At 68.3% G+C, this 19,876-nt stretch carries 20 protein-coding genes; 12 read left to right on the plus strand and 8 right to left on the minus strand.

Annotated features, from left to right (window positions below; all coding sequences use genetic code 11):
- Positions 1-24 precede the first annotated feature (24 nt).
- The 3 genes from PSPA7_RS29430 to PSPA7_RS29440 all read right to left on the minus strand — a co-directional run bounded on the left by PSPA7_RS29430 (position 25) and on the right by PSPA7_RS29440 (position 2,935).
- Complete coding sequence (locus PSPA7_RS29430) at positions 25-990, minus strand: L-carnitine dehydrogenase (RefSeq protein WP_012077979.1); 966 nt, start codon at positions 988-990, stop codon at positions 25-27.
- Between the two features lie 49 nt (positions 991-1,039).
- Complete coding sequence (cdhC, locus tag PSPA7_RS29435) at positions 1,040-1,924, minus strand: 3-dehydrocarnitine:acetyl-CoA trimethylamine transferase CdhC (protein ID WP_003153458.1); 885 nt, start codon at positions 1,922-1,924, stop codon at positions 1,040-1,042.
- Between the two features lie 72 nt (positions 1,925-1,996).
- Positions 1,997-2,935 carry a choline ABC transporter substrate-binding protein gene (locus PSPA7_RS29440; protein WP_012077980.1) on the minus strand — a complete coding sequence of 313 codons (939 nt, stop codon included), beginning with the start codon at positions 2,933-2,935 and terminating at the stop codon, positions 1,997-1,999.
- A gap of 210 nt (positions 2,936-3,145) precedes the next feature.
- Here PSPA7_RS29440 and cdhR point away from each other — a divergent pair, with 210 nt between their 5' ends.
- Positions 3,146-4,156 carry an HTH-type transcriptional regulator CdhR gene (gene cdhR / locus PSPA7_RS29445; RefSeq protein ID WP_012077981.1) on the plus strand — a complete coding sequence of 337 codons (1,011 nt, stop codon included), beginning with the start codon at positions 3,146-3,148 and terminating at the stop codon, positions 4,154-4,156.
- On the opposite strand, the gene argE is transcribed toward cdhR, so the two are convergent.
- The 5 genes from argE to cls all read right to left on the minus strand — a co-directional run bounded on the left by argE (position 4,086) and on the right by cls (position 9,449).
- Positions 4,086-5,240, minus strand: a complete 1,155-nt coding sequence (gene argE, locus PSPA7_RS29450) for an acetylornithine deacetylase (RefSeq protein ID WP_012077982.1) — start codon at positions 5,238-5,240, stop codon at positions 4,086-4,088. The two genes, cdhR and argE, sit on opposite strands and share 71 nt — an antisense overlap.
- Before the next feature lie 59 nt (positions 5,241-5,299).
- The gene (locus tag PSPA7_RS29455; RefSeq protein ID WP_003153462.1) at positions 5,300-5,974 is read right to left on the minus strand and encodes a DUF1028 domain-containing protein; all 675 of its coding nucleotides are present in this window, start codon (positions 5,972-5,974) and stop codon (positions 5,300-5,302) included.
- 13 nt (positions 5,975-5,987) lie between these two features.
- The gene (locus PSPA7_RS29460) at positions 5,988-6,410 is read right to left on the minus strand and encodes a RidA family protein (protein ID WP_003096732.1); all 423 of its coding nucleotides are present in this window, start codon (positions 6,408-6,410) and stop codon (positions 5,988-5,990) included.
- Positions 6,410-7,762: a flavin-containing monooxygenase gene (locus tag PSPA7_RS29465; RefSeq protein WP_003153465.1), complete on the minus strand. Its 1,353-nt coding sequence runs from the start codon at positions 7,760-7,762 to the stop codon at positions 6,410-6,412. The genes PSPA7_RS29460 and PSPA7_RS29465 overlap by 1 nt, the downstream gene beginning before the upstream one ends.
- Before the next feature lie 214 nt (positions 7,763-7,976).
- Positions 7,977-9,449 carry a cardiolipin synthase gene (gene cls / locus PSPA7_RS29470; protein WP_074197382.1) on the minus strand — a complete coding sequence of 491 codons (1,473 nt, stop codon included), beginning with the start codon at positions 9,447-9,449 and terminating at the stop codon, positions 7,977-7,979.
- A gap of 153 nt (positions 9,450-9,602) precedes the next feature.
- On the opposite strand from cls, the gene PSPA7_RS29475 reads away from it, so the two are divergent.
- From PSPA7_RS29475 to PSPA7_RS29525, 11 genes are all read left to right on the plus strand, one after another.
- A complete protein-coding gene (locus PSPA7_RS29475; protein ID WP_003096740.1) occupies positions 9,603-10,073 on the plus strand; it encodes a nuclear transport factor 2 family protein in 471 nt (156 codons plus the stop codon).
- A gap of 221 nt (positions 10,074-10,294) precedes the next feature.
- On the plus strand, positions 10,295-11,272 hold the full coding sequence (locus tag PSPA7_RS29480) for a dipeptidase (protein ID WP_041025440.1): 978 nt from the start codon (positions 10,295-10,297) through the stop codon (positions 11,270-11,272).
- Between the two features lie 126 nt (positions 11,273-11,398).
- Positions 11,399-11,929 (plus strand): DUF5943 domain-containing protein, encoded by a 531-nt coding sequence (locus PSPA7_RS29485; protein WP_003107282.1) that lies wholly within the window; start codon positions 11,399-11,401, stop codon positions 11,927-11,929.
- A 15-nt stretch (positions 11,930-11,944) separates the two neighbouring features.
- On the plus strand, positions 11,945-14,005 hold the full coding sequence (gene dgcA / locus PSPA7_RS29490) for a dimethylglycine demethylation protein DgcA (RefSeq protein ID WP_012077986.1): 2,061 nt from the start codon (positions 11,945-11,947) through the stop codon (positions 14,003-14,005).
- Between the two features lie 103 nt (positions 14,006-14,108).
- A complete protein-coding gene (gene dgcB / locus PSPA7_RS29495) occupies positions 14,109-16,085 on the plus strand; it encodes a dimethylglycine demethylation protein DgcB (protein WP_012077987.1) in 1,977 nt (658 codons plus the stop codon).
- Positions 16,086-16,203: 118 nt separating this feature from the next.
- Positions 16,204-17,436, plus strand: a complete 1,233-nt coding sequence (gene etfA / locus PSPA7_RS29500) for an electron transfer flavoprotein subunit alpha (protein WP_012077988.1) — start codon at positions 16,204-16,206, stop codon at positions 17,434-17,436.
- Between the two features lie 35 nt (positions 17,437-17,471).
- Positions 17,472-18,245 carry an electron transfer flavoprotein subunit beta gene (gene etfB, locus PSPA7_RS29505; protein WP_012077989.1) on the plus strand — a complete coding sequence of 258 codons (774 nt, stop codon included), beginning with the start codon at positions 17,472-17,474 and terminating at the stop codon, positions 18,243-18,245.
- 124 nt (positions 18,246-18,369) lie between these two features.
- On the plus strand, positions 18,370-18,939 hold the full coding sequence (locus PSPA7_RS29510) for a hypothetical protein (protein WP_003151861.1): 570 nt from the start codon (positions 18,370-18,372) through the stop codon (positions 18,937-18,939).
- A 7-nt stretch (positions 18,940-18,946) separates the two neighbouring features.
- Positions 18,947-19,153: a helix-turn-helix domain-containing protein gene (locus PSPA7_RS29515; RefSeq protein WP_003096753.1), complete on the plus strand. Its 207-nt coding sequence runs from the start codon at positions 18,947-18,949 to the stop codon at positions 19,151-19,153.
- A 31-nt stretch (positions 19,154-19,184) separates the two neighbouring features.
- Complete coding sequence (locus PSPA7_RS29520; RefSeq protein ID WP_034082434.1) at positions 19,185-19,589, plus strand: Aq_678 family protein; 405 nt, start codon at positions 19,185-19,187, stop codon at positions 19,587-19,589.
- Between the two features lie 26 nt (positions 19,590-19,615).
- Complete coding sequence (locus PSPA7_RS29525; RefSeq protein WP_012077991.1) at positions 19,616-19,849, plus strand: hypothetical protein; 234 nt, start codon at positions 19,616-19,618, stop codon at positions 19,847-19,849.
- The last annotated feature ends 27 nt before the right edge of the window (positions 19,850-19,876 follow it).

Genomic DNA, 19,876 nt, shown 5'->3' on the forward strand with positions numbered 1-19,876 from the left:
CGGCGGGGCGGAAGACGCGTCAGGTCATTCGGCGAAGGCGAAGCCGTGCCGGGCCTTGGTTTCCCTGATCGCCCCGAGCACCGCCAGCAGGCAGTCGTCGCGGTAGCGTTCGAGTTCGGCGATGCTGCGCGCGCCCTGCTGCCCGGCGGTACCCTCCACCACCCGGTCGATCAGGGCTTCGGTGAGTTCCGGCGCCGGCAGGTAGGTCCAGGGCAGTTGCAGCGCCGGCCCGAACTGCGCCATGAAGTGGCGCATGCCGGCGTTGCCGCCGGCCAGGGTGTAGGTCAGGAAAGTGCCCATGAACGACCAGCGCAGGCCGGCGCCGAAGCGGATCGCATCGTCGATCTCGCCGGTCGTGGCCACGCCGTCGTTGACCAGGTGCAACGCCTCGCGCCAGAGCGCCTCGAGCAGGCGGTCGGCGATGAAGCCGGGCACTTCCTTGCGTACGTGCAGCGGACGCATGCCCAGCGATTCGTAGACCCGCATCGCCGCCCGCACGGCCTCGGCAGCGGTGCGTTCGCCACCGACCACCTCCACCAGCGGCAGCAGGTAGACTGGGTTGAACGGGTGGCCGACCAGGCAGCGCTCTGGGTGGCTCGCCTCGGCGTAGAACTCGCTGGGCAGCAGGCCCGAGGTGGACGAGCCGATCAGCACGTCGGGCCGCGCCGCAGCGCTGATCCGGGCGTGCAGGTCGAGCTTCAGGTCGAGCCGCTCGGGGGCGCTCTCCTGGACGAAATCGGCGTCGCCCACGCATTCCTCGATGCTGGCGACGAAGCGCAGGCGCTCCTGCGCCGCACCGGGCGCCAGGCCCTGCTTGCGCAAGGCCGGCCAGGCGTTGGCGACGCGCGCGCGCAACGCCGCTTCAGCGCCCGGCGCCGGATCCCAGGCGACGACGTCGAGGCCATGGGCCAGGGCGCGGGCGATCCAGCCGCTGCCGATGACGCCGCTGCCGAGGGCGGCGAAGGTCTTGATCTCGGTGACGAAGGACATGGACATCTCCAGAAGTTGTTCCCGCCCCCGGCGGGGCGGGGGAAAGAAATCAGCGCGGTTTCAGGTTCATCCTGCGGCGCCCTTCCGCCGGGCTCAGGGCGCGCCCGCCGAGGCGCTCGATGATCTCGATGGCGCGCTCCACCAGGCTGCCGTTGCTCGCCGGCACGCCCTTGTCCAGCCAGATGTTGTCCTCCAGGCCGACCCGCACGTTGCCGCCCAGCAACATGGCCTGGGCGACCATCGGCATCTGCGTACGGCCGATGCCGAAGCCGGCCCAGGTCGCCCCCGGCGGCAGGTTGTCGGCCATCGCCTTCATGGTCGTGGTATCGGCCGGCGCGCCCCAGGGAATGCCCAGGCAGATCTGGAACAGCGGGTCCTCCAGCAACCCTTCCTTGAGCATCTGCTTGGCGAACCAGAGGTGGCCGGTATCGAAGATTTCCAGCTCGGCCTTGACCCCCAGTTCGGTGATGCGCCGGGCGCCGGCGCGCAACTGGGCCGGGGTGGAGACATAGATGTAGTCACCGTCGCCGAAGTTGAGGGTGCCGCAGTCCAGGGTGCAGATTTCCGGCAGCAGCTCCTCGACGTGCTTCAGCCGCTCCAGCGGGCCGACCAGGTCGGTGCCGGCGCCGAACTCCAGGGGCTGCTCGCCCTTGCCGATCTCCAGGTCGCCGCCCATGCCGGCGGTGAGGTTGATGATCACGTCGGTGTCGCTCTCGCGGATCCGCTCGACCACTTCGCGGTACAGCGCCACGTCGCGGCTGGGCTTGCCGGTGGCGGGATCACGGACGTGGCAGTGGGCGACGGTGGCGCCGGCCCTGGCCGCCTCGATGGCGGCCTCGGCAATCTGCTTGGGGGTGACCGGGATCGCCGGATGCCGGCCGACGGTATCGCCGGCGCCGGTCACCGCGCAGGTGACGATGACTTCATGGTTCACGGTGGTAGCTCCCTGTATTCGGGGTGTACGAAGCCCCGCCCGGTCGCGCCGGGCGGAGCGGATAGGTGCGGGTTACTTCAGCGAGGCCTGGAGCGCGGCCAGGCCATCCTTGCCGTCGAAGGTGCTCACGCCCTCCAGCCAGGCCTTCAGTGGCTCGGGGTTGGCCTTCAGCCACTGGCGCGCGGCGTCGAGGGGCTGGGTGCGCTCGAGGATTGGCGCCATCACCTGGCTGACCTGGGCGCTGCTGAAACGCAGGTTGCGCAACAGCCGGGCGACATTGCCACACTGCGCCTGGTAGCCGGCGGCGGTCATGGTGGAGACGGTGGCCGCGCCTTCGTCGGGACCGAACACATCCTCGCTGCCGGTGAGGTAGGTCATGTCGATCTGCAGGTTCATCGGATGCGGCTTCCAGCCGAAGAACACCACCCACTGCTTGCGCTTGATCGCCCGCTTCACCGCCGTGAGCATCCCGGCCTCGCTGGATTCCACCAGTTGGAAGCCCTTCAGGCCGAAACGGTTGTCGTCGATCATCTTCCGGGTGATGCGGTTCGAGCCGCTGCCCGGCTCGATGGCGTAGATGCGGCCGCCAAGCTTGTCCTTGAAACGGGCGATGTCGGCGAAGGTCTTCAGCCCGCCCTCGGCGACGTAGCGCGGCACCGCATAGGTGGACTGCGCGTCGGCCAGGGTCGGCGGTTCGATCACTTCGATCCGGCCTTTGTCCAGGTAAGGCCTGGCGACCGGTTGCATGGTCGGTTGCCAGTAGCCGAGGAACAGGTCCAGCTGCTTGTCGGCCAGGCCGGCCAGGACGATCTGTTGCGAGGCGCTGGTCTGCTTCACCTGGTAGCCCAGGCCATCGAGCAAGGCTTCGGCCACGGCGCTGCTGGCGACCACGTCGGTCCAGTTCACCGTGCCCAGGCGCACCGTGCGGCACTGCTCGGGTTCGGCGGCCAGGGCGGCGCCACTGGCCAGGATCAGCAGGGCGCAGCCCAGCTGGCGAATCGTCGTCTTCATCGGTCTCCCCTCGTGCGGCTATTGGTTGTTTTTCTGCGAGGTCGGTGCCGGCCCCTCCCGGGGCTGGTCCTGGCGACCAAGGTACGCAGGCGGCGCCGCGGCGAAACGCACTGCGGCGACCAGCTCTTGCACTGCAGCGACCTGACCATTGCCAAGCGCGGCAGGCCTGCGCTACACACAGGCTGCGCAACCTCGACCATGGAGCTCCCCATGTCCCAGGACTTCTGGTTCCTCCTGCTGCCCGGCTTCTCGGTAATGGGCTTCGTTTCCGCCGTGGAGCCATTGCGAGTGGCCAACCGCTTCCACGCCGACCTCTACCGCTGGCACGTGCTCAGCGCCGACGGCGGTCCGGTGCTGGCCAGCAATGGCATGTCGGTGAACAGCGACGGCGCGCTGGAGCCGCTGAAGAAAGGCGACCTGCTGTTCGTGGTGGCCGGTTTCGAGCCGCTGCGGGCGGTCACCCCGGCACTGGTGCAGTGGCTGCGCAAGCTCGATCGCAACGGCGTGACCCTCGGTGGCATCGATACCGGCAGCGTGGTGCTGGCCGAGGCCGGGCTGCTCGACGGGCGCCGCGCGACCCTGCACTGGGAAGCCATCGACGCCTTCCAGGAGTCCTACCCGCAACTGAACGTGACCCAGGAGCTGTTCGAGATCGACGGGCCGCGCATCACCTCGGCCGGCGGCACCGCCTCCATCGACCTGATGCTCGACCTGATCGCCCAGGCCCACGGCCCGCAGCTGGCGGTGCAGGTTTCCGAGCAGTTCGTGCTCGGCCGCATCCGCCCGCGCCAGGACCACCAGCGCCTGCAGGTGGCGACCCGCTATGGGGTGAGCAACCGCAAGCTGGTGCAGGTGATCGGCGAGATGGAGCGGCATACCGAGCCGCCACTGACCACCCTGGAGCTGGCCGAGCGCATCCAGGTCACCCGCCGCCAGCTGGAACGGCTGTTCCGCGTGCACCTGGACGACACGCCCTCGAACTTCTACCTCGGCCTGCGCCTGGACAAGGCCCGCCAGTTGCTGCGCCAGACCGACCTCAGCGTGCTACAGGTGAGCCTGGCCTGCGGCTTCGAGTCGCCGTCGTACTTCTCCCGCAGCTACCGCGCGCGCTTCGCCGCCAGTCCCAGCCAGGATCGCGCGGTGCTGCCGCTCAAGGCTCCCGCAGCCACGCCGCCAGGCGCGCCAGCAGGGCATCGCACGCCTCGAGCTGAGCGAGGCTGACGAACTCGTCCGGCTTGTGGCCCTGGTCCATGCTGCCGGGACCGCAGATCACCGCCGGGATACCGGCCTGGTGGAACAGCCCACCCTCGGTGCCGAAGGCCACGGTGGAGAAATCCGTCGAACCGCTGAGCAGGCCGATCAGCTCCGCCGCCTGGCTGTCGTCTGCGGTGAGCAGGCCGGGATAGGCCGATAGCGGCGTGAAGCGAATGTCGGTGCCTTGCTGCACGGCGCGCATTTGCGGCAGCAGTTCGCTTTCAGCGTAGTCGCGGAGCTCCTCGGCGACCTGTCGCGGGTCGTCCGCCGGCAGCGCGCGGATCTCGAAGTCGAAGCGGCATTCGGCGGGCACGATGTTCAGCGCGCGACCGCCCTGGATCAGCCCGGTCTGCACCGTCGAGCAGGGCGGATCGAAACGCCGGTCGTGGCGCTCCGGCGCCGCCAGGCGTGCGCCGATCTCGCCGAGGCGGCCGATCAGCCGCGCGGCGTATTCGATGGCATTCACCCCCTGCGGCGCGTAGGCCGAATGGCAGGCCGCGCCGTGCACCTCGCAGCGCATGGCCAGCTTACCCTTGTGGCCGAGCACCGGCTTCAGCTCGGTGGGCTCGCCGATGATGCACAGCAACGGCTTGTGCGGACGCCGCTCCAGCGCCGCGAGCAGCGAACGGACGCCCAGGCAGCCGACTTCCTCGTCGTAGGAGAACGCCAGGTGCACCGGCAGGCGCAGCGGCGCGGCGAGGAACGCCGGGACGGCCGCCAGCACGCAGGCCAGGTAGCCCTTCATGTCCGCCGTGCCACGCCCGTAGAGGCGGCCGTCGCGCTCGCTGAGCCGGAACGGCGGCACGCTCCAGGCCTGGCCGTCCGCCGGTACCACGTCGGTATGCCCGGAAAGGCAGACGCCGCCACGGTCGCTGGGGCCGATGGTGGCGTAGAGATTGGCCTTGCGGCCCTCGGCGTCGAAGAACAGTTCGCTGTCGACGCCGAAACCCGCCAGGTAGTCGCGGACGTAGTCGATCAGCGCCAGGTTGGACTCGCGGCTGACGGTGTCGAACGCCACCAGGTCGGCGAGGATGTCGCGGCTGCCAGGCATGTCGGACTCCAGTGGCGCACCGTCCGCGGCGCGCCGTCGTAGGAAAGGGAACGGCGGCCTCACTCGTCGCCGGGCACGCCGTAGCTCGGCGCACGGGTCGGGTCGAGGGCGCGGGTCACATAGTCCTGCATCTGCGGCTTGTAGGCGAGCCACAGTCGCTCGAGCTGGCCGATGGGGTCGTGCTCGGCCCAGTCGACGCGCAGGTCGACCACCGGCCAGAGCAGGTCGCCGACCACCGACAGCGCCGCCGAATGCACCGGCCCGGCCTCTCCGCCAGCGGCCAGCGCGGCCCCCATCGCCGCCAGCAGGCGCTCGGCGAGCAGGCCTTCGGCGTTCTCGAAGGCATCCACCATCGCCTCGATCACCGCCGGCGCGGCCAGCAGGTTGCCGGCCGCCACGCATTGCTCGCCAGCCAGCGCGTGGTGCACGCCGAGCGCCTCGCGGCCGGTGAACAACGCGGTGCGGCCGTGCTGGTCGATCACCGTGACCTGGCGGTACTGGCCATAGCCGTTGCTGCTCAGCGCCTGGTCCAGCGCTTCGCCAGGGGCCAGGCCCTGGTCGAGGCGGTCGAGGATCTGCGGGCCGAGCGCCGGCAGGGTGATGTTCTGCGTGGCCACCGCGCCGGTGCCGGCGCGCAGCCAGGGACAACGGGCGCCGACGGCGATGCTCGACGAGCTGATGGCGATGCCCAACTGGCCGGTTTCGGCGCAGCGGCCGACGATGGAAAAGGTCATGGCGCGCGCCTCCTCATTGCTGCCAGTCGTCGGGAATCACCGCGATCACGTCGATCTCCATCAGCCACTGCGGCTGGCCGAGGGCCGAGACCACCAGCCCGGTGGAAATCGGGAACACCCCTTTGAGCCACTTGCCGACTTCGCGATAGACCGGCTCGCGGTAGCGCGGGTCGATCAGGTAGGTAGTGGTCTTGACGATGTGCGAGAGGTCGCTGCCGGCTTCTTCCAGCAATTGTTTGACGTTCTTCATCGCCTGCTCGGCCTGGGCGCGCGGGTCGCCGAGGCCGACCAGGTTGCCGTCGAAGTCGGTGCCGACCTGGCCGCGCACGTACACCGTGTTGCCGGCGCGCACGGCCTGGCAGAGGTCGTTGTCCAGGGACTGGTTGGGATAGGTGTCCTTGGTGTTGAACATGCGTATGCGGGTGTGGGTAGGCATCAGCTGACTTCCTGCAGGCTGGTTTGCGGGGCGGGCGCGGCGCGTTCCGGTTGCTGGCGTTGCGCGGCGGCGTGGTAGTCGAGGTACTTGCGCTGGATGGCGATGTGGTCGGCGACGTGGCGAGCGTCGTGCCAGACGCCCCAGATGAACGAGGAGCCGCGCCGCGACAGCCAGGGCAGGCCGATGAAGTACACGCCGGGTTCGCTGGACACGCCGCGCTGGTGGCGCGGCTTGCCGTTCGGGTCGAAGGCGTCGACCTGCAGCCAGCCGAAATCGACGGCATAGCCGGTGGCCCAGATGATGCTGCCCACCCCGGCCGCGGCCAGGTCCAGCTCGAGGATCGGATCGGTCACGCACGCCGGATCGGGCAGCCGGCGGCGCGCCTCGGGCTCTTCCGGCAGGTCGAGGCCGTTGCGGGCGACATAGGCGTCGGCGGCGTCGAGCAGCGCCAGGTAGTTCTCGTCGCCGCGCGCCAGGTTCTCCGCCAGGTCCGGCTGGAAGGTGGCGACGCCGTCGGCGAAGGACCTGGTCAGTCCGACCAGGGTCACGCCCTGCTGTGCCAGGGCGCGGAAGTCAACGGTATGTCCGCCGCGGGCACCGCTCACGGCGATGGTCACGTGCTCGCGGCCGGGCTTGGCGACTTCCGCGTCCCATTCGCCGAGCACCCCCAGCCACCAGCAGAAATCGCGACCACGGTAGGAACGCGGCGGGCGGTCATGGGCGCCCACCGAGAGGTAGACCTGGCGTCCGGCACGTTGCAGCTCGTCGGCGATCTGGACCCCCGACGAACCGGCGCCGACCACCAGTACCGCGCCTTCGGGCAACTGCCGCGGGTTATGGTAGTGGGCCGAGTGGATCTGCCGGATACGCTCGTCGCGCGGCGCGATCGGCGGGATCACCGGACGCTGGAACGGGCCGGTGGCGGCGACCACCCGGTTGGCCTCGATGGTCCCGGCGGAGGTTTCCACGGTGAAGCCGGGGCGGCCGACATTGCGCACCACCTTCGTCACCTCGACGCCGGTACGGATCGGCGCGGCGATCCGCTTCGCGTAGGCCTCGAAATAGGCGGCCACCTGGTCCTTGCCGGGGAAGCCGTCGGGATCGCTGTCGAATTCCATTCCCGGGAAGCGATCGTGCCAGGCCGGGCCGTTGGCCACCAGCGAATCCCAGCGCCCGCTGCGCCAGGCCTCGGCGATGCGGTTGCGCTCCAGGACCAGGTGCGGCACGCCGAGACGGCCCAGGTGTTCGCTCATCGCCACGCCGGCCTGGCCGGCGCCGACGACGAGGGTGTCGGTCTTTTCCACGGTCCCGCCCGTGCCCTGGGGCAAGGCGGTGCGATTCAGGTCGGTCATGGCTCGGTTCCTCGGACTCTGGTCGTTCTTGTTCTGCGGTTGCGTGATGGCCGCATTCTGTTCAGAGCCGGGGAATAGCGAAATTATGATTTTTGTAGTCGCTGGCTAGGGAAAAGCTGCACGCCCGCGCATTCGGCGGGCGGCAGAGACGACGCGGCGGCGCGCGGAACCTGTTGACGGCAGTTTCCGTTGCGCAGCGGTCGTGGGCAGGTCCTCAGAGGATCGGCGAGACCAGTCGCGCCACGCGCATCCCCAGTTGCTGCAGGCGGCGTACGCTGCGGCGGTCTTCCGGAGTGAATTCGAGCGACTCGGCGAAGTCCGCTTCGAGCATCGCCTCCACCTCGCCGGCGAAGGCCTCGTCGACGGTCACCACCATCACCTCGAAATTCAGCCGGAACGAACGGTTGTCCAGGTTGGCGCTGCCGACGGCGGCGGTATCGCGGTCCACCAGCACCACCTTCTGGTGGAGGAAGCCGGGCTGGTAGCGGAACACCTTGACCCCGGCACGGATCGCCTCCAGCGCGTAGAGGCTGGAGGCGGCATACACCGTGCGGTGGTCCGCGCGCGAGGGTATCAGCAGGCGCACGTCGACGCCGCGCAGCACCGCCAGGCGCAGGGCGGCCATCACCGCTTCGTCGGGAACGAAATACGGCGAGGTGATCCAGACCCGCTCGTGGGCGGCGTTGATCATCTCGACGAAGAACAGCGAGCAGGTTTCCTGGGCATCCGCCGGGCCGCTGGCGACCACCTGGCAGAGCACGCCCTCGCTGTCGTACTGCGGCGGCAGGATCAGCGGCGGCAGGCTGTGGGTCGCCCAGTACCAGTCCTCGGCGAAGCTTTCCTGCAGGCAGGCCACCGCCGGTCCGCGCAGTTCCAGGTGGGTATCGCGCCAGGGCGCCAGCGGCGGCTTCTCGCCGAGGTACTCGACACCGACGTTGTGCCCGCCGACGAAACCGCATTCGCCGTCCACCACCACGACCTTGCGGTGGTTGCGGAAATTCACCTGGAAGCGGTTGAGCATGCCGCTGCCGGTGCTGAAGCCGTGCACCTGCACGCCGCCCTGGCGCAGCCGCTCGACATAGCGGTGCGGCAGCGCGTGGCTGCCGATGGCGTCATAGAGGAAGAACACTTCCACGCCGTTGGCCGCGCGCTCCAGCAGCAATTGCTGGAGGCGCTGGCCGAGAGCGTCGTCGCGGACGATGAAGAACTGCACCAGGATCACCTGGCGGGCGGCGGAGATCGCCTTGAACATCGCCTCGAAGCTGGCCTCGCCGTTGACCAGCAGGCGCACCCGGTTGTTCGCCAGGGTCGGCGTGCGGGTCATCCGCACCAGCGCCTTGAGCCCCTTGTAGCCGCTGACCTGGCGGGCCGCCAGGGCCTCCTCGACCCAGGGACGCCAGTCCAGCTCGGCGGCCGCCAGGTGCATCTCGCGGTTGGCCTGGCGCCGCGCCTCGATGTAGGCGTCGAAACGGCTGCGACCGAACACCAGGTACGGCAGCAGGGTCAGGTACGGCATGAATACCAACGAGGTGGCCCAGGCGATCGCGCCCTGGGCGGTGCGCACGGTGAGCACGGCATGGATGGCGGCGACGAAGCCGAGTACCTGGATACCGACCAGCAGCAGGCCGAGGTAGGTGGTGGAGGTCATTGCGCGAGGTCGATCCTTGTCCACTCCGGTGGCGGCCATCATAGCCCTCTCCGGGGTAGGTCTGGCCAGCCTGGCAAACAGCCAGGGGGCGAGGCGGGATTGGCAGGATCCGTGGGATCGACGTCATTCGGCCGCGCTCGCCCTGCCCTACGCTGTTCCCATCGAAAACCACCGCAGACCGAGGAGCCCGCCATGAGCGACGTCCGTCCCCCGCTTCCCCCCTTCACCGCCGAAACCGCCGCGCAGAAGGTCCGCGCCGCCGAGGACGGCTGGAACAGCCGCGACCCGCAGCGCGTCTCGCTGGCCTACAGCCCCGACAGCGTCTGGCGCAATCGCTCGACCTTCGTCCGCGGCCGCGAGCGGATCGTCGAATTCCTCAGCGGCAAGTGGCAGCGCGAGCAGGAGTACCGGCTGATCAAGGAACTCTGGGCGTTTACCGGCAACCGCATCGCCGTGCGCTTCGCCTATGAATGGCACGACGACTCGGGCAACTGGTTCCGCTCCTACGGCAACGAGAACTGGGCGTTCGACGAGCAGGGTTTGATGTACGAACGTCACGCCAGCATCAACGACCTGCCGATCCGCGAGGACCAGCGGCTGTTCCGCTGGCCGCTGGGGCGCCGCCCGGACGACCATCCGTCGCTCGGCGAGCTCGGCCTCTGAACCCGCACCGGCAGGGGCGCGTTCGCTCCCCGTTGCCGGTCCCGGGCGGCCAGCGCCTGTTCCATCCGCGACATCGCCCTCCGTCGTTGCGGTCGCACGCTTGACGCTTTCGGCACGACCCTGGTCGTTTTCGGGCCGGGTCGCGCCGGGCCCCGACGATATGCTGCCCCCAAAGCGTCGGCACAAGTCCCGGCGCGCCCAGCCTGAAAGGGGTATGCCAGATGAGCCCAGCCGAATTGCACGCCGACAGCATCGTCATCGACGGTCTGATCATCGCCAAGTGGAACCGCGAACTGTTCGAGGACATGCGCAAGGGCGGCCTGACCGCCGCCAATTGCACCGTATCGGTATGGGAAGGCTTCCAGGCGACGGTGAACAATATCGTCGCCAGCAACAAGCTGATCCGCGACAACAGCGACCTGGTGATCCCGGTGCGCAGCACCGCGGACATCCGCAAGGCCAAGGAGCAGGGCAAGACCGGCATCCTCTACGGCTTCCAGAATGCCCACGCATTCGAGGACCAGCTCGGCTACGTCGAGGTGTTCAAGCAGCTCGGCGTGGGCATCGTGCAGATGTGCTACAACACCCAGAACCTGGTCGGCACCGGCTGCTACGAGCGTGACGGCGGGCTCTCCGGCTTCGGTCGGGAGATCGTCGCGGAGATGAACCGGGTCGGCATCATGTGCGACCTCTCCCACGTCGGCAGCAAGACTTCCGAAGAAGTCATCCTCGAATCGAAGAAGCCGGTCTGCTACTCCCACTGCCTGCCGTCCGGTCTCAAGGAACACCCGCGCAACAAGTCCGACGAGGAGCTGAAGTTCATCGCCGACCATGGCGGCTTCGTCGGTGTGACCATGTTCGCGCCGTTCCTCAGGAAAGGCATCGACTCGACCATCGACGACTACGCCGAGGCCATCGAGTACGTGATGAACATCGTCGGCGAGGACGCCATCGGCATCGGCACCGATTTCACCCAGGGCCACGGCCACGACTTCTTCGAGTGGCTGACCCACGACAAGGGCTACGCCCGGCGTCTGACCAACTTCGGCAAGATCGTCAACCCGCTGGGCATCCGCACCGTCGGCGAATTCCCCAACCTCACCGAGACCCTGCTCGAGCGCGGCATGCCCGAGCGCTTGGTGCGCAAGGTGATGGGCGAGAACTGGGTAAGGGTCCTGCAGGACGTCTGGGGCGAGTGACTCCCGGCCCACTCCCGACTCGTCGCCTCTTCCTCAAGGGAGGGGCATTGCATCGCACCCATCTTCCCTCTCCCCGCCTCTCTCCCTGAAGGGAGAGAGGGAGTCAAAAGAATCGGAGCTTACACCATGGCCAAACACGCCCCCCAACTGCCCATCGAGGTCGACAGCGAGACCGGCGTCTGGACCACCGACGCCCTGCCGATGCTCTACGTGCCGCGGCATTTCTTCGTCAACAACCACATGGGCATCGAGGAAGTGCTGGGCGCCGACGCCTACGCCGAGATCCTCTACAAGGCCGGCTACAAGTCCGCCTGGCACTGGTGCGAGAAGGAAGCCGAATGCCACGGCCTGGAAGGCGTGGCGGTGTTCGAGCACTACATGAAGCGCCTGTCCCAGCGCGGCTGGGGCCTGTTCGAGATCGAGCGGATCAACCTCGAGGAAGGCACCGCCGAGGTCCGCCTGCGGCACTCCGCCTTCGTCTACGTCTACGGCAAGGTCAACCGCAAGGTCGACTACATGTTCACCGGCTGGTTCGCCGGCGCCATGGACCAGATCCTCGCCGCCCGCGGCAGCAGCCTGCGCACCGTGGCCGAACAGGTCTACAGCGGCGCCGAGGACGGTCACGAAGACGGCCTGTTCGTCGTCAAACCCCTGTAAGCCGAGGAAAGGGTCATGGCCTTCGAAGCAATGTTCCAGCCGATCCAGATCGGCAAGCTGACCATCCGCAACCGCGTGCTCTCCACCGCCCACGCCGAGGTCTACGCCACCGACGGCGGGATGACCACCGAGCGCTACGTGAAGTACTACGAGGAAAAGGCCAAGGGCGGCATCGGCCTGGCCATCTGTGGCGGCTCCTCGGTGGTCGCCATCGACAGCCCGCAGCAGTGGTGGAGTTCGGTGAACCTGTCCACCGACCGGATCATCCCGCACTTCCAGAACCTGGCGGACGCCATGCACAAGCACGGCGCCAAGATCATGATCCAGATTACCCACATGGGGCGCCGTTCGCGCTGGGACGGCTACCACTGGCCGACCCTGATGTCGCCGTCGGGTATCCGCGAGCCGGTGCACCGCGCCACCTGCAAGACCATCGAGGTGGAGGAGATCTGGCGGGTCATCGGCAACTACGCGCAGGCCGCCCGCCGCGCCAAGGAAGGCGGCCTGGACGGCGTCGAGCTGTCCGCCGTGCACCAGCACATGATCGACCAGTTCTGGAGTCCACGGGTCAACAAGCGTACCGACGAATGGGGTGGCAGCTTCGAGGGGCGGATGAAGTTCGGCCTCGAGGTGCTCAAGGCAGTGCGCGCCGAGGTCGGCGAGGACTTCTGCGTCGGCATGCGCATCTGCGGCGACGAATTCCACCCGGACGGCCTGTCCCACGAGGACATGAAGCAGATCGCCAAGTACTACAGCGATACCGGCATGCTCGACTTCATTGGCGTGGTCGGCTCCGGCTGCGATACCCACAACACCCTGGCCAACGTCATCCCCAACATGACCTTCCCGCCGGAGCCGTTCCTGCACCTGGCGGCCGGCATCAAGGAAGTGGTCGATGTGCCGGTGCTGCACGCGCAGAACATCAAGGACCCGAACCAGGCCACGCGCATCCTCGAAGGCGGCTACGTGGACATGGTCGGCATGACCCGCGCGCACATCGCCGACCCGCACCTGATCGCCAAGATCAAGATGGGCCAGGTCGACCAGATCAAGCAGTGCGTCGGCGCCAACTACTGCATCGACCGCCAGTACCAGGGCCTGGACGTGCTGTGCATCCAGAACGCCGCGACCTCCCGCGAATACATGGGCGTGCCGCACATCATCGAGAAATCCACCGGGCCGAAGCGCAAGGTGGTGGTGGTCGGCGGCGGGCCGGCCGGGATGGAGGCTGCCCGCGTGGCGGCCGAACGTGGCCACGACGTGACCCTGTTCGAGAAGAAGGACCAGCTCGGCGGCCAGATCACCACCGCCGCCAGGGCGCCGCAGCGCGACCAGATCGCCGGCATCACCCGTTGGTACCAACTGGAGCTGGCGCGCCTGGGCATCGACCTGCGCCTGGGCACCGCGGCCGACCCCGAGACCATCCTCGACCTGCGCCCGGACGTGGTGGTGCTGGCCAACGGCGGACATCCGTTCCTCGAGCAGAACGAACACTGGGGCGCCGCCGAAGGCCTGGTGGTGAGCAGCTGGGACGTGCTCGACGGCACGGTCGAGCCGGGCAAGAACGTGCTGGTCTACGACACCATCTGCGAGTTCAGCGGCATGTCGGTGGCGGACTTCCTCGCCGACAAGGGCGCCCAGGTGGAGATCGTCACCGACGACATCAAGCCGGGCGTGGCCATCGGCGGCACCACCTTCCCCACCTACTACCGCAGCATGTACCCCAGGGAAGTGATCATGACCGGCGACCTGATGCTGGAGAAGGTCTACCGCGAGGGCGACAGGCTGGTGGCGGTGCTGGAGAACGAATACACCGGCGCGCGGGAAGAGCGGGTGGTCGACCAGGTGGTGGTGGAAAACGGCGTGCGCCCCGACGAGAGCCTCTACTACGCGCTCAAGCAGGGCTCGCGGAACAAGGGCCAGATCGACGTCGAGGCGCTGTTCGCGATCCAGCCGCAGCCCTGCCTCAGCCAGTCCGGAGAAGGCTACCTGCTGTTCCGCATCGGCGACTGCGTGGCCCAGCGCAACACCCATGCGGCGATCTATGACGCGCTGCGCTTGTGCAAGGATTTCTAAGACACGCCTCGTGGCTTCCGACCGGCACGGCCGGCCCTCCTCTCCCGCAAGCGGGATAGGGGGCCGATCCAGCGCCGCCTGACGTCCCGCAGGGAGACCAGAAATGCTCGACACCCTCCTCCCCCTCCTGCTCTTCGCCGCCCTGGCACTTGCCGTGCTTGGCGCCGCGAAGCGCTTCCTCATGTGGCGCCGCGGCCGACCCTCCAGGGTCGACTGGATCGGCGGCCTCATGCAGATGCCGCGTCGCTACCTGGTGGACCTGCACCATGTGGTCGAGCGCGACAGGTACATGTCCAGGACGCACGTGGCCACCGCCGGCGGCTTCGTCCTGGCAGCGCTGCTGGCGATCCTGGTGCACGGCTTCGGCCTGCACGACCGCATCCTCGGCTTCGCCCTGCTGGCGGCCACGGCGCTGATGTTCGTCGGCGCGCTGTTCGTCGCCCGCCGCCGCCTCGACCCGCCGTCGCGGCTGTCGAAGGGGCCCTGGATGCGCCTGCCGAAGAGCCTGCTGGCGTTCGCCGCGAGCTTCTTCCTCGCCACCCTGCCGGTGGCCGGGATCCTGCCGGAAGGCTTCGGCGGCTGGTTCCTCGCCGGCCTCCTTGCCATTGGCGTGGCCTGGGGTGTGTCCGAGCTGTTCCTCGGCATGACCTGGGGCGGGCCGATGAAGCACGCCTTCGCCGGTGCCCTGCACCTGGCCTGGCACCGCCGCGCCGAACGGTTCTCCAGAAAAGATGGGCGCGGCGGCCGCTCCACCGGCCTCAAGGCGCTCGACCTGGCCGATCCGCAGGCGCCGCTGGGGGTGGAAAAGCCTACCGACTTCACCTGGAACCAACTGCTCGGTTTCGACGCCTGCGTGCAGTGCGGCAAGTGCGAGGCGATGTGCCCGGCGTTCGCCGCCGGCCAGCCGCTGAACCCGAAGAAGCTGATCCAGGACATGGTCATCGGCCTGGCCGGCGGCAACGACGCGAAATTCGCCGGCAGCCCCTATCCAGGCAAACCGCTGGGCGAACATGGCGGCGGCCCGCACCAGCCGATCGTCGCGCTGGACGGCAAGGCCCTGGTCGACGCCGACACCCTGTGGTCCTGCACCACCTGCCGCGCCTGCGTCGAGGAATGCCCGATGATGATCGAGCACGTCGACGCCATCGTCGACATGCGCCGCCACCTGACCCTGGAGAAAGGTGCCACGCCGAACAAGGGCGCCGAGGTGCTGGACAACCTGATCGCCACCGACAATCCCGGCGGCTTCGCTCCCGGCGGCCGGCTGAACTGGGCGGCGGACCTGAACCTGCCGCTGATGAGCGAGAAGAAATCCGTCGACGTGCTGTTCTGGGTCGGCGACGGCGCCTTCGACATGCGCAACCAGCGCACCCTGCGCGCCTTCGTGAAGATCCTCAAGGCGGCGCGAGTGGACTTCGCCGTGCTCGGCCTGGAGGAGCGCGACAGCGGCGACGTGGCGCGCCGCCTGGGCGACGAGGCGACCTTCCAGAACCTGGCCAGGCGCAACATCGCGACCCTGGCGCGATACCGCTTCGCCCGCATCGTCAGCTGCGACCCGCACAGCTTCCATGTGCTGAGGAACGAATACGGCGCCCTCGGCGGCGACTACCAGGTGCTGCACCACAGCACCTTCATCGACGAACTGCTGCGCGCCGGCACGCTGCGACTGGGCCGCAGCAAGGCCGGCAGCGTCACCTACCACGACCCCTGCTACCTCGGCCGCTACAACGGCGAGTACGAGGCGCCGCGCAACGTGCTGCGCGCACTCGGCATCGAGGTCAAGGAAATGCAACGCTCCGGCTTCCGCTCGCGCTGCTGCGGCGGTGGCGGCGGCGCGCCGATCACCGACATCCCCGGCAAGCAGCGGATCCCCGACATGCGCATGGCCGACATCCGCGAGACCGGCGCCGAGCTGGTGGCCGTCGGCTGCCCGCAATGCACCGCGATGCTCGAGGGCGTAGTGGCGCCGCGACCGGAGATCAAGGACATCGCCGAGCTGGTGGCGGAAGCGCTGATAGAGCAGGCGGAAGCGCCGGCAAAAAAGCCGGTGCGGCGTGAAGCCGTGGCGGAGGTGCATTGATGAGAGTGTCGAGCTTCGCATCAGGTCCGCTGCTGACCGGGGCAGCACGGATAGTGGCCTCTCCCTCCAGGGAGAGGACCGGGGAAGAGGGTAGCCGCAGCCACAGGAAGCATTCCGCATGAACGACATCGTCCGCCGCGACCCACGCGCCGAATGGATCGCCCGCAACCGCCTGCATCCGCTGCATGCGGCCATGCAGTCCGCCCAGGGCGGCGAAGCGCGCTGGATGGGCCCCAACGGCGTGCTCCGCAAGAACCCGCACGCCGTCGGCTTCGTCGGGCCCAACGGCATCCGCCGCATCGATCGCTCCGGCTGCCAGCAGGGCGGCGGCGCGCGCCGCGCCAGCGTAGCGCAGGAAGCGCAGTTGCCGCTGCATGTGATCGAGCAACCGGCATTCCTCGTCGCGGTGGTCCCGGACCTGGTCGGCGGTCGCCTCACCAGCCACGACAAGGATCTCCTCGGCCTGGCCCGCAAGCTCGCCGGCAGCGACGGCGCGGTGCTCGCCGTGGTGTTCGGCGAACACAAGGAAAGCGCCTTCGACAGTGCCGGCGTCGATCGCCTGCTGCACCTTGCCGGCGACCAGTACGACGGCTACGCGCCCGAGCAACGGGTTCTGGCGTTGCGCAACCTGGAAAACCAGTTCGTCCCGCGTCACTGGCTGTTCCCGGACAGCCGCAGCGGCGGCGGCGAACTGGGCCGGCGCCTGGCCGCCGCCCTCGGCGAACGACCGGCCACGCGCGTCTGGCAGGTCGAGGAGGGTCGCTGCATCGGCCGCGCCGGCGCCGGCCGCGAGGACATCCAGCGCGCCCTGCCGCGCCTGCTGCTGGCCGCGGCGGAATGCGCCGAGCCGGTCAGCGAGACCCGCCATGAGGTTCGCGAACTGCACATGGCCGAGCAGGTGGCGCGCAACCTGCCACGCATCGAGGACCTCGGCCCGGTGGCCGTGGACCCGGCGCGGATTCCCATGGCCGAGGCCGAGTTCATCCTCTCCGGCGGCAACGGCGTGCAGGACTGGGCACTGTTCCACCAGGCCGCCGCCGCCCTCGGCGCCACCGAGGGCGCCTCGCGGGTGGCGGTGGATGACGGGCACATGCCGCGCAACCGCCAGGTCGGCGCCACCGGTACCTGGGTCACCGCGCGGGTCTACCTGGCGGTGGGCATCTCCGGGGCGATCCAGCACCTGCAGGGCATAGGCGCCTGCGACAAGGTAGTGGCGGTGAACCGCGACGCCGGCTGCGACATGATCAAGCGCGCCGATCTCTCGGTGATCGGCGACTCGACGGAAATCCTCCGCGCGCTGGTCCGCCTGGCCGAGGCACACCGCAACGGCGCCGCACGCGATGCGGCCTGAATCCGCTTCCACGTACCTTGCATCGGTATCGAACCATGACTGAGCTGAACATCGTCGCGCTGGTCTCCATCGGCGCCCACCCCGCCTCCGGACGCCCGCGCCGCGCCGAACAGGACGCCCGCGCGGTGGAGCTCGGCCTGCGCCTGAGCGGCCCGCGCCTGCAGGTGCTGCACGCCGGCGACCCGCACGCCGAGGCGCTGCGCGGCTATCTCGGAATGGGCCTGGAACGCTTGTCCGTGCTGGAACAGCCGGCCGGCGCCGACGCCCTGCCCGCACTGGCCGAGCACCTGCGCGACTCCCGCGCGCAACTGGTGCTCACCGGCAGCCAGGCGGAAACCGGGGAAGGCTCCGGGATGCTGCCCTTCCTCCTCGCCGAGCGCCTGGGCTGGCCACTGGTGGTCGGCCTGGCCGAGGTCGAGAAGGTCGAAGACGGCAGCGCCCAGGTCCTCCAGGCCCTGCCTCGCGGCCAGCGACGCCGCCTGCGGGTACGCCTGCCGTTCGTCGCCAGTGTCGACAATGCCGCGCCGGCGGCCCGGCAGAGCGCCTTCGGCCCGGCCCGGCGTGGCGAGATCGAGGCCCATGAGGTGGAGGTGGTCGACGACCCGCTGCTCGCCGAAGACAGCCTGCAACCGGCCCGGCCGCGACCGAAGCGGCTCAAGGTGATCAGGGCGAAGACCGGCGCCGAGCGGATGAAAGCCGCCACCGCCAAGGCCTCCGGCGGTACCGGGCAGGTACTCAAGGATCTTTCGGCGGAATCCGGTGCCGAAGCCATCTTCAAGCTCCTGCGCGAGGAAGGCGTGATCCGCTGAAGCGGGCCAGGATGCACTGTGCTCCAGATCACAAGTTATGACGCGGTGACGATAAATTATTGTATTACGATAATTTATTCCCTAGTTTCGCCATCCAGACGCGAAACACACAGGGGAACCCGGCATGACGCTATCCACGCATCTCAGCAACCACAAGCTCTACCTGCTCGGCATGCTCTGCGCCATCCTGGCCTGGGGCATGGCCTGCATCGAACTCGGGGCGAACACTCATCTCTGGCTCTCCGGTCTCAGCGAACAGGGTTACCTGCAGGCCTGGAGTGATGAAATGCCGCGCCTGGCCAGCGACGGCTTCGTCCTGTCCTGGAGCAGCCGGGCGCTGCTGATGCTGCTGGACTACCTGCCAACCCTCCTGTCCGCGTTCGGCCTGGCGCTCACCGGCCTGTTCTTTCGCCGCCTGGCCAAGGGCGAACGCTGGTCGCAGCGCAACGCCAGGACCCTGGTGCACATCGGTCTGCTGTCCATCCTGGCACTCTTGCTCCAGCCATTTATCAATACGCTGCAAGGTCTTGTACTATCTCTCGACCTGCCCGACGGCGAGCGTGTCCTGAGCGTTTCGATCGGACTCACTTCCGAAGCGGCCTACGAGTTCCTCAAGGCGATCTTTCTCTGCTCGTTCGGCCTGATGATGAGCGAAGCCAGGAAACTGGACGAAGAAGTAAGAGCCTTCATATGACGACCCCATGATCATCATCCGACTAGACGTCATCCTGGCGAAGAACAAGGTCCGCTCCAAGGAGCTGGCGGAAGCCATCGGTATCACCGAACAGAACCTGTCCCTGCTGAAGAACGGCAAGGTCAAGGGCATCCGCCTCGACACCCTGGAGAAGATCTGCGCCTTCCTGGACTGCCAGCCGGGCGACATCCTGGAATACGTCGCGGACGACTGATCCCCGCTCCACCCTTTCCCAGCAAGAAACCATGAACAGACACCTGAATCTCTCAGGCGCTGCGCTCGCGCTCGCCCTGCTGACGGGCTGCGGCCCCTCCGTGCGCTACCAGTACGTGATGCCGCCGAGCGAGGCGGGACGCACCTGCGTCGCCCAGTGCCGCACGCAACAGAGCCAGTGCGAAAGCCTCGCGCGCCTGGAATGGCAGAACGAGAACCGCCTGCGCGAGGCGGAGCGGCGCAGCTACCACTATTGCAGCCAGGGCAAGAGCAAGAAGCAAGCGCGCAAGGAATGCCTGGCGCCGGGCTACTCCTCCGCTTTCGGCTACGGCGGCTACAACAGCTTCAGCGCCTTCAACTGCAGTTCGGACTACGACCGCTGCTTCACCGACATCTGCGGCGGCACCATCCGCCGCATCGTCGAACGACCGCAATGACCCCGACGCTTCCACGGAGCCTCAGCATGACCCGACGCCTCTTCCGCTTCCTGCCGTTCTTCCTCCTGGGCGGCTGCGCGCAAGGCTACCCCGCCTTTTCCAGCATCCTCCCGGACGTGCGCATCACCGGCGACGAGCGCAGCTACCTCGAGCGCGCCGAAGACTGCCTGAAGCGGCGCAGCTGCCCGCCGGCCACCGATCGCGATCCCTTCGTCGCAGATCCCGGCCATTACTCGCTGGGCGGCACCTTCCACTGGTGAATGCGTGCGCCGAAGCCAGGCAACCGA

It is taken from the genome of Pseudomonas paraeruginosa PA7 (genome assembly GCF_000017205.1).
Lineage (GTDB): Bacteria > Pseudomonadota > Gammaproteobacteria > Pseudomonadales > Pseudomonadaceae > Pseudomonas > Pseudomonas paraeruginosa.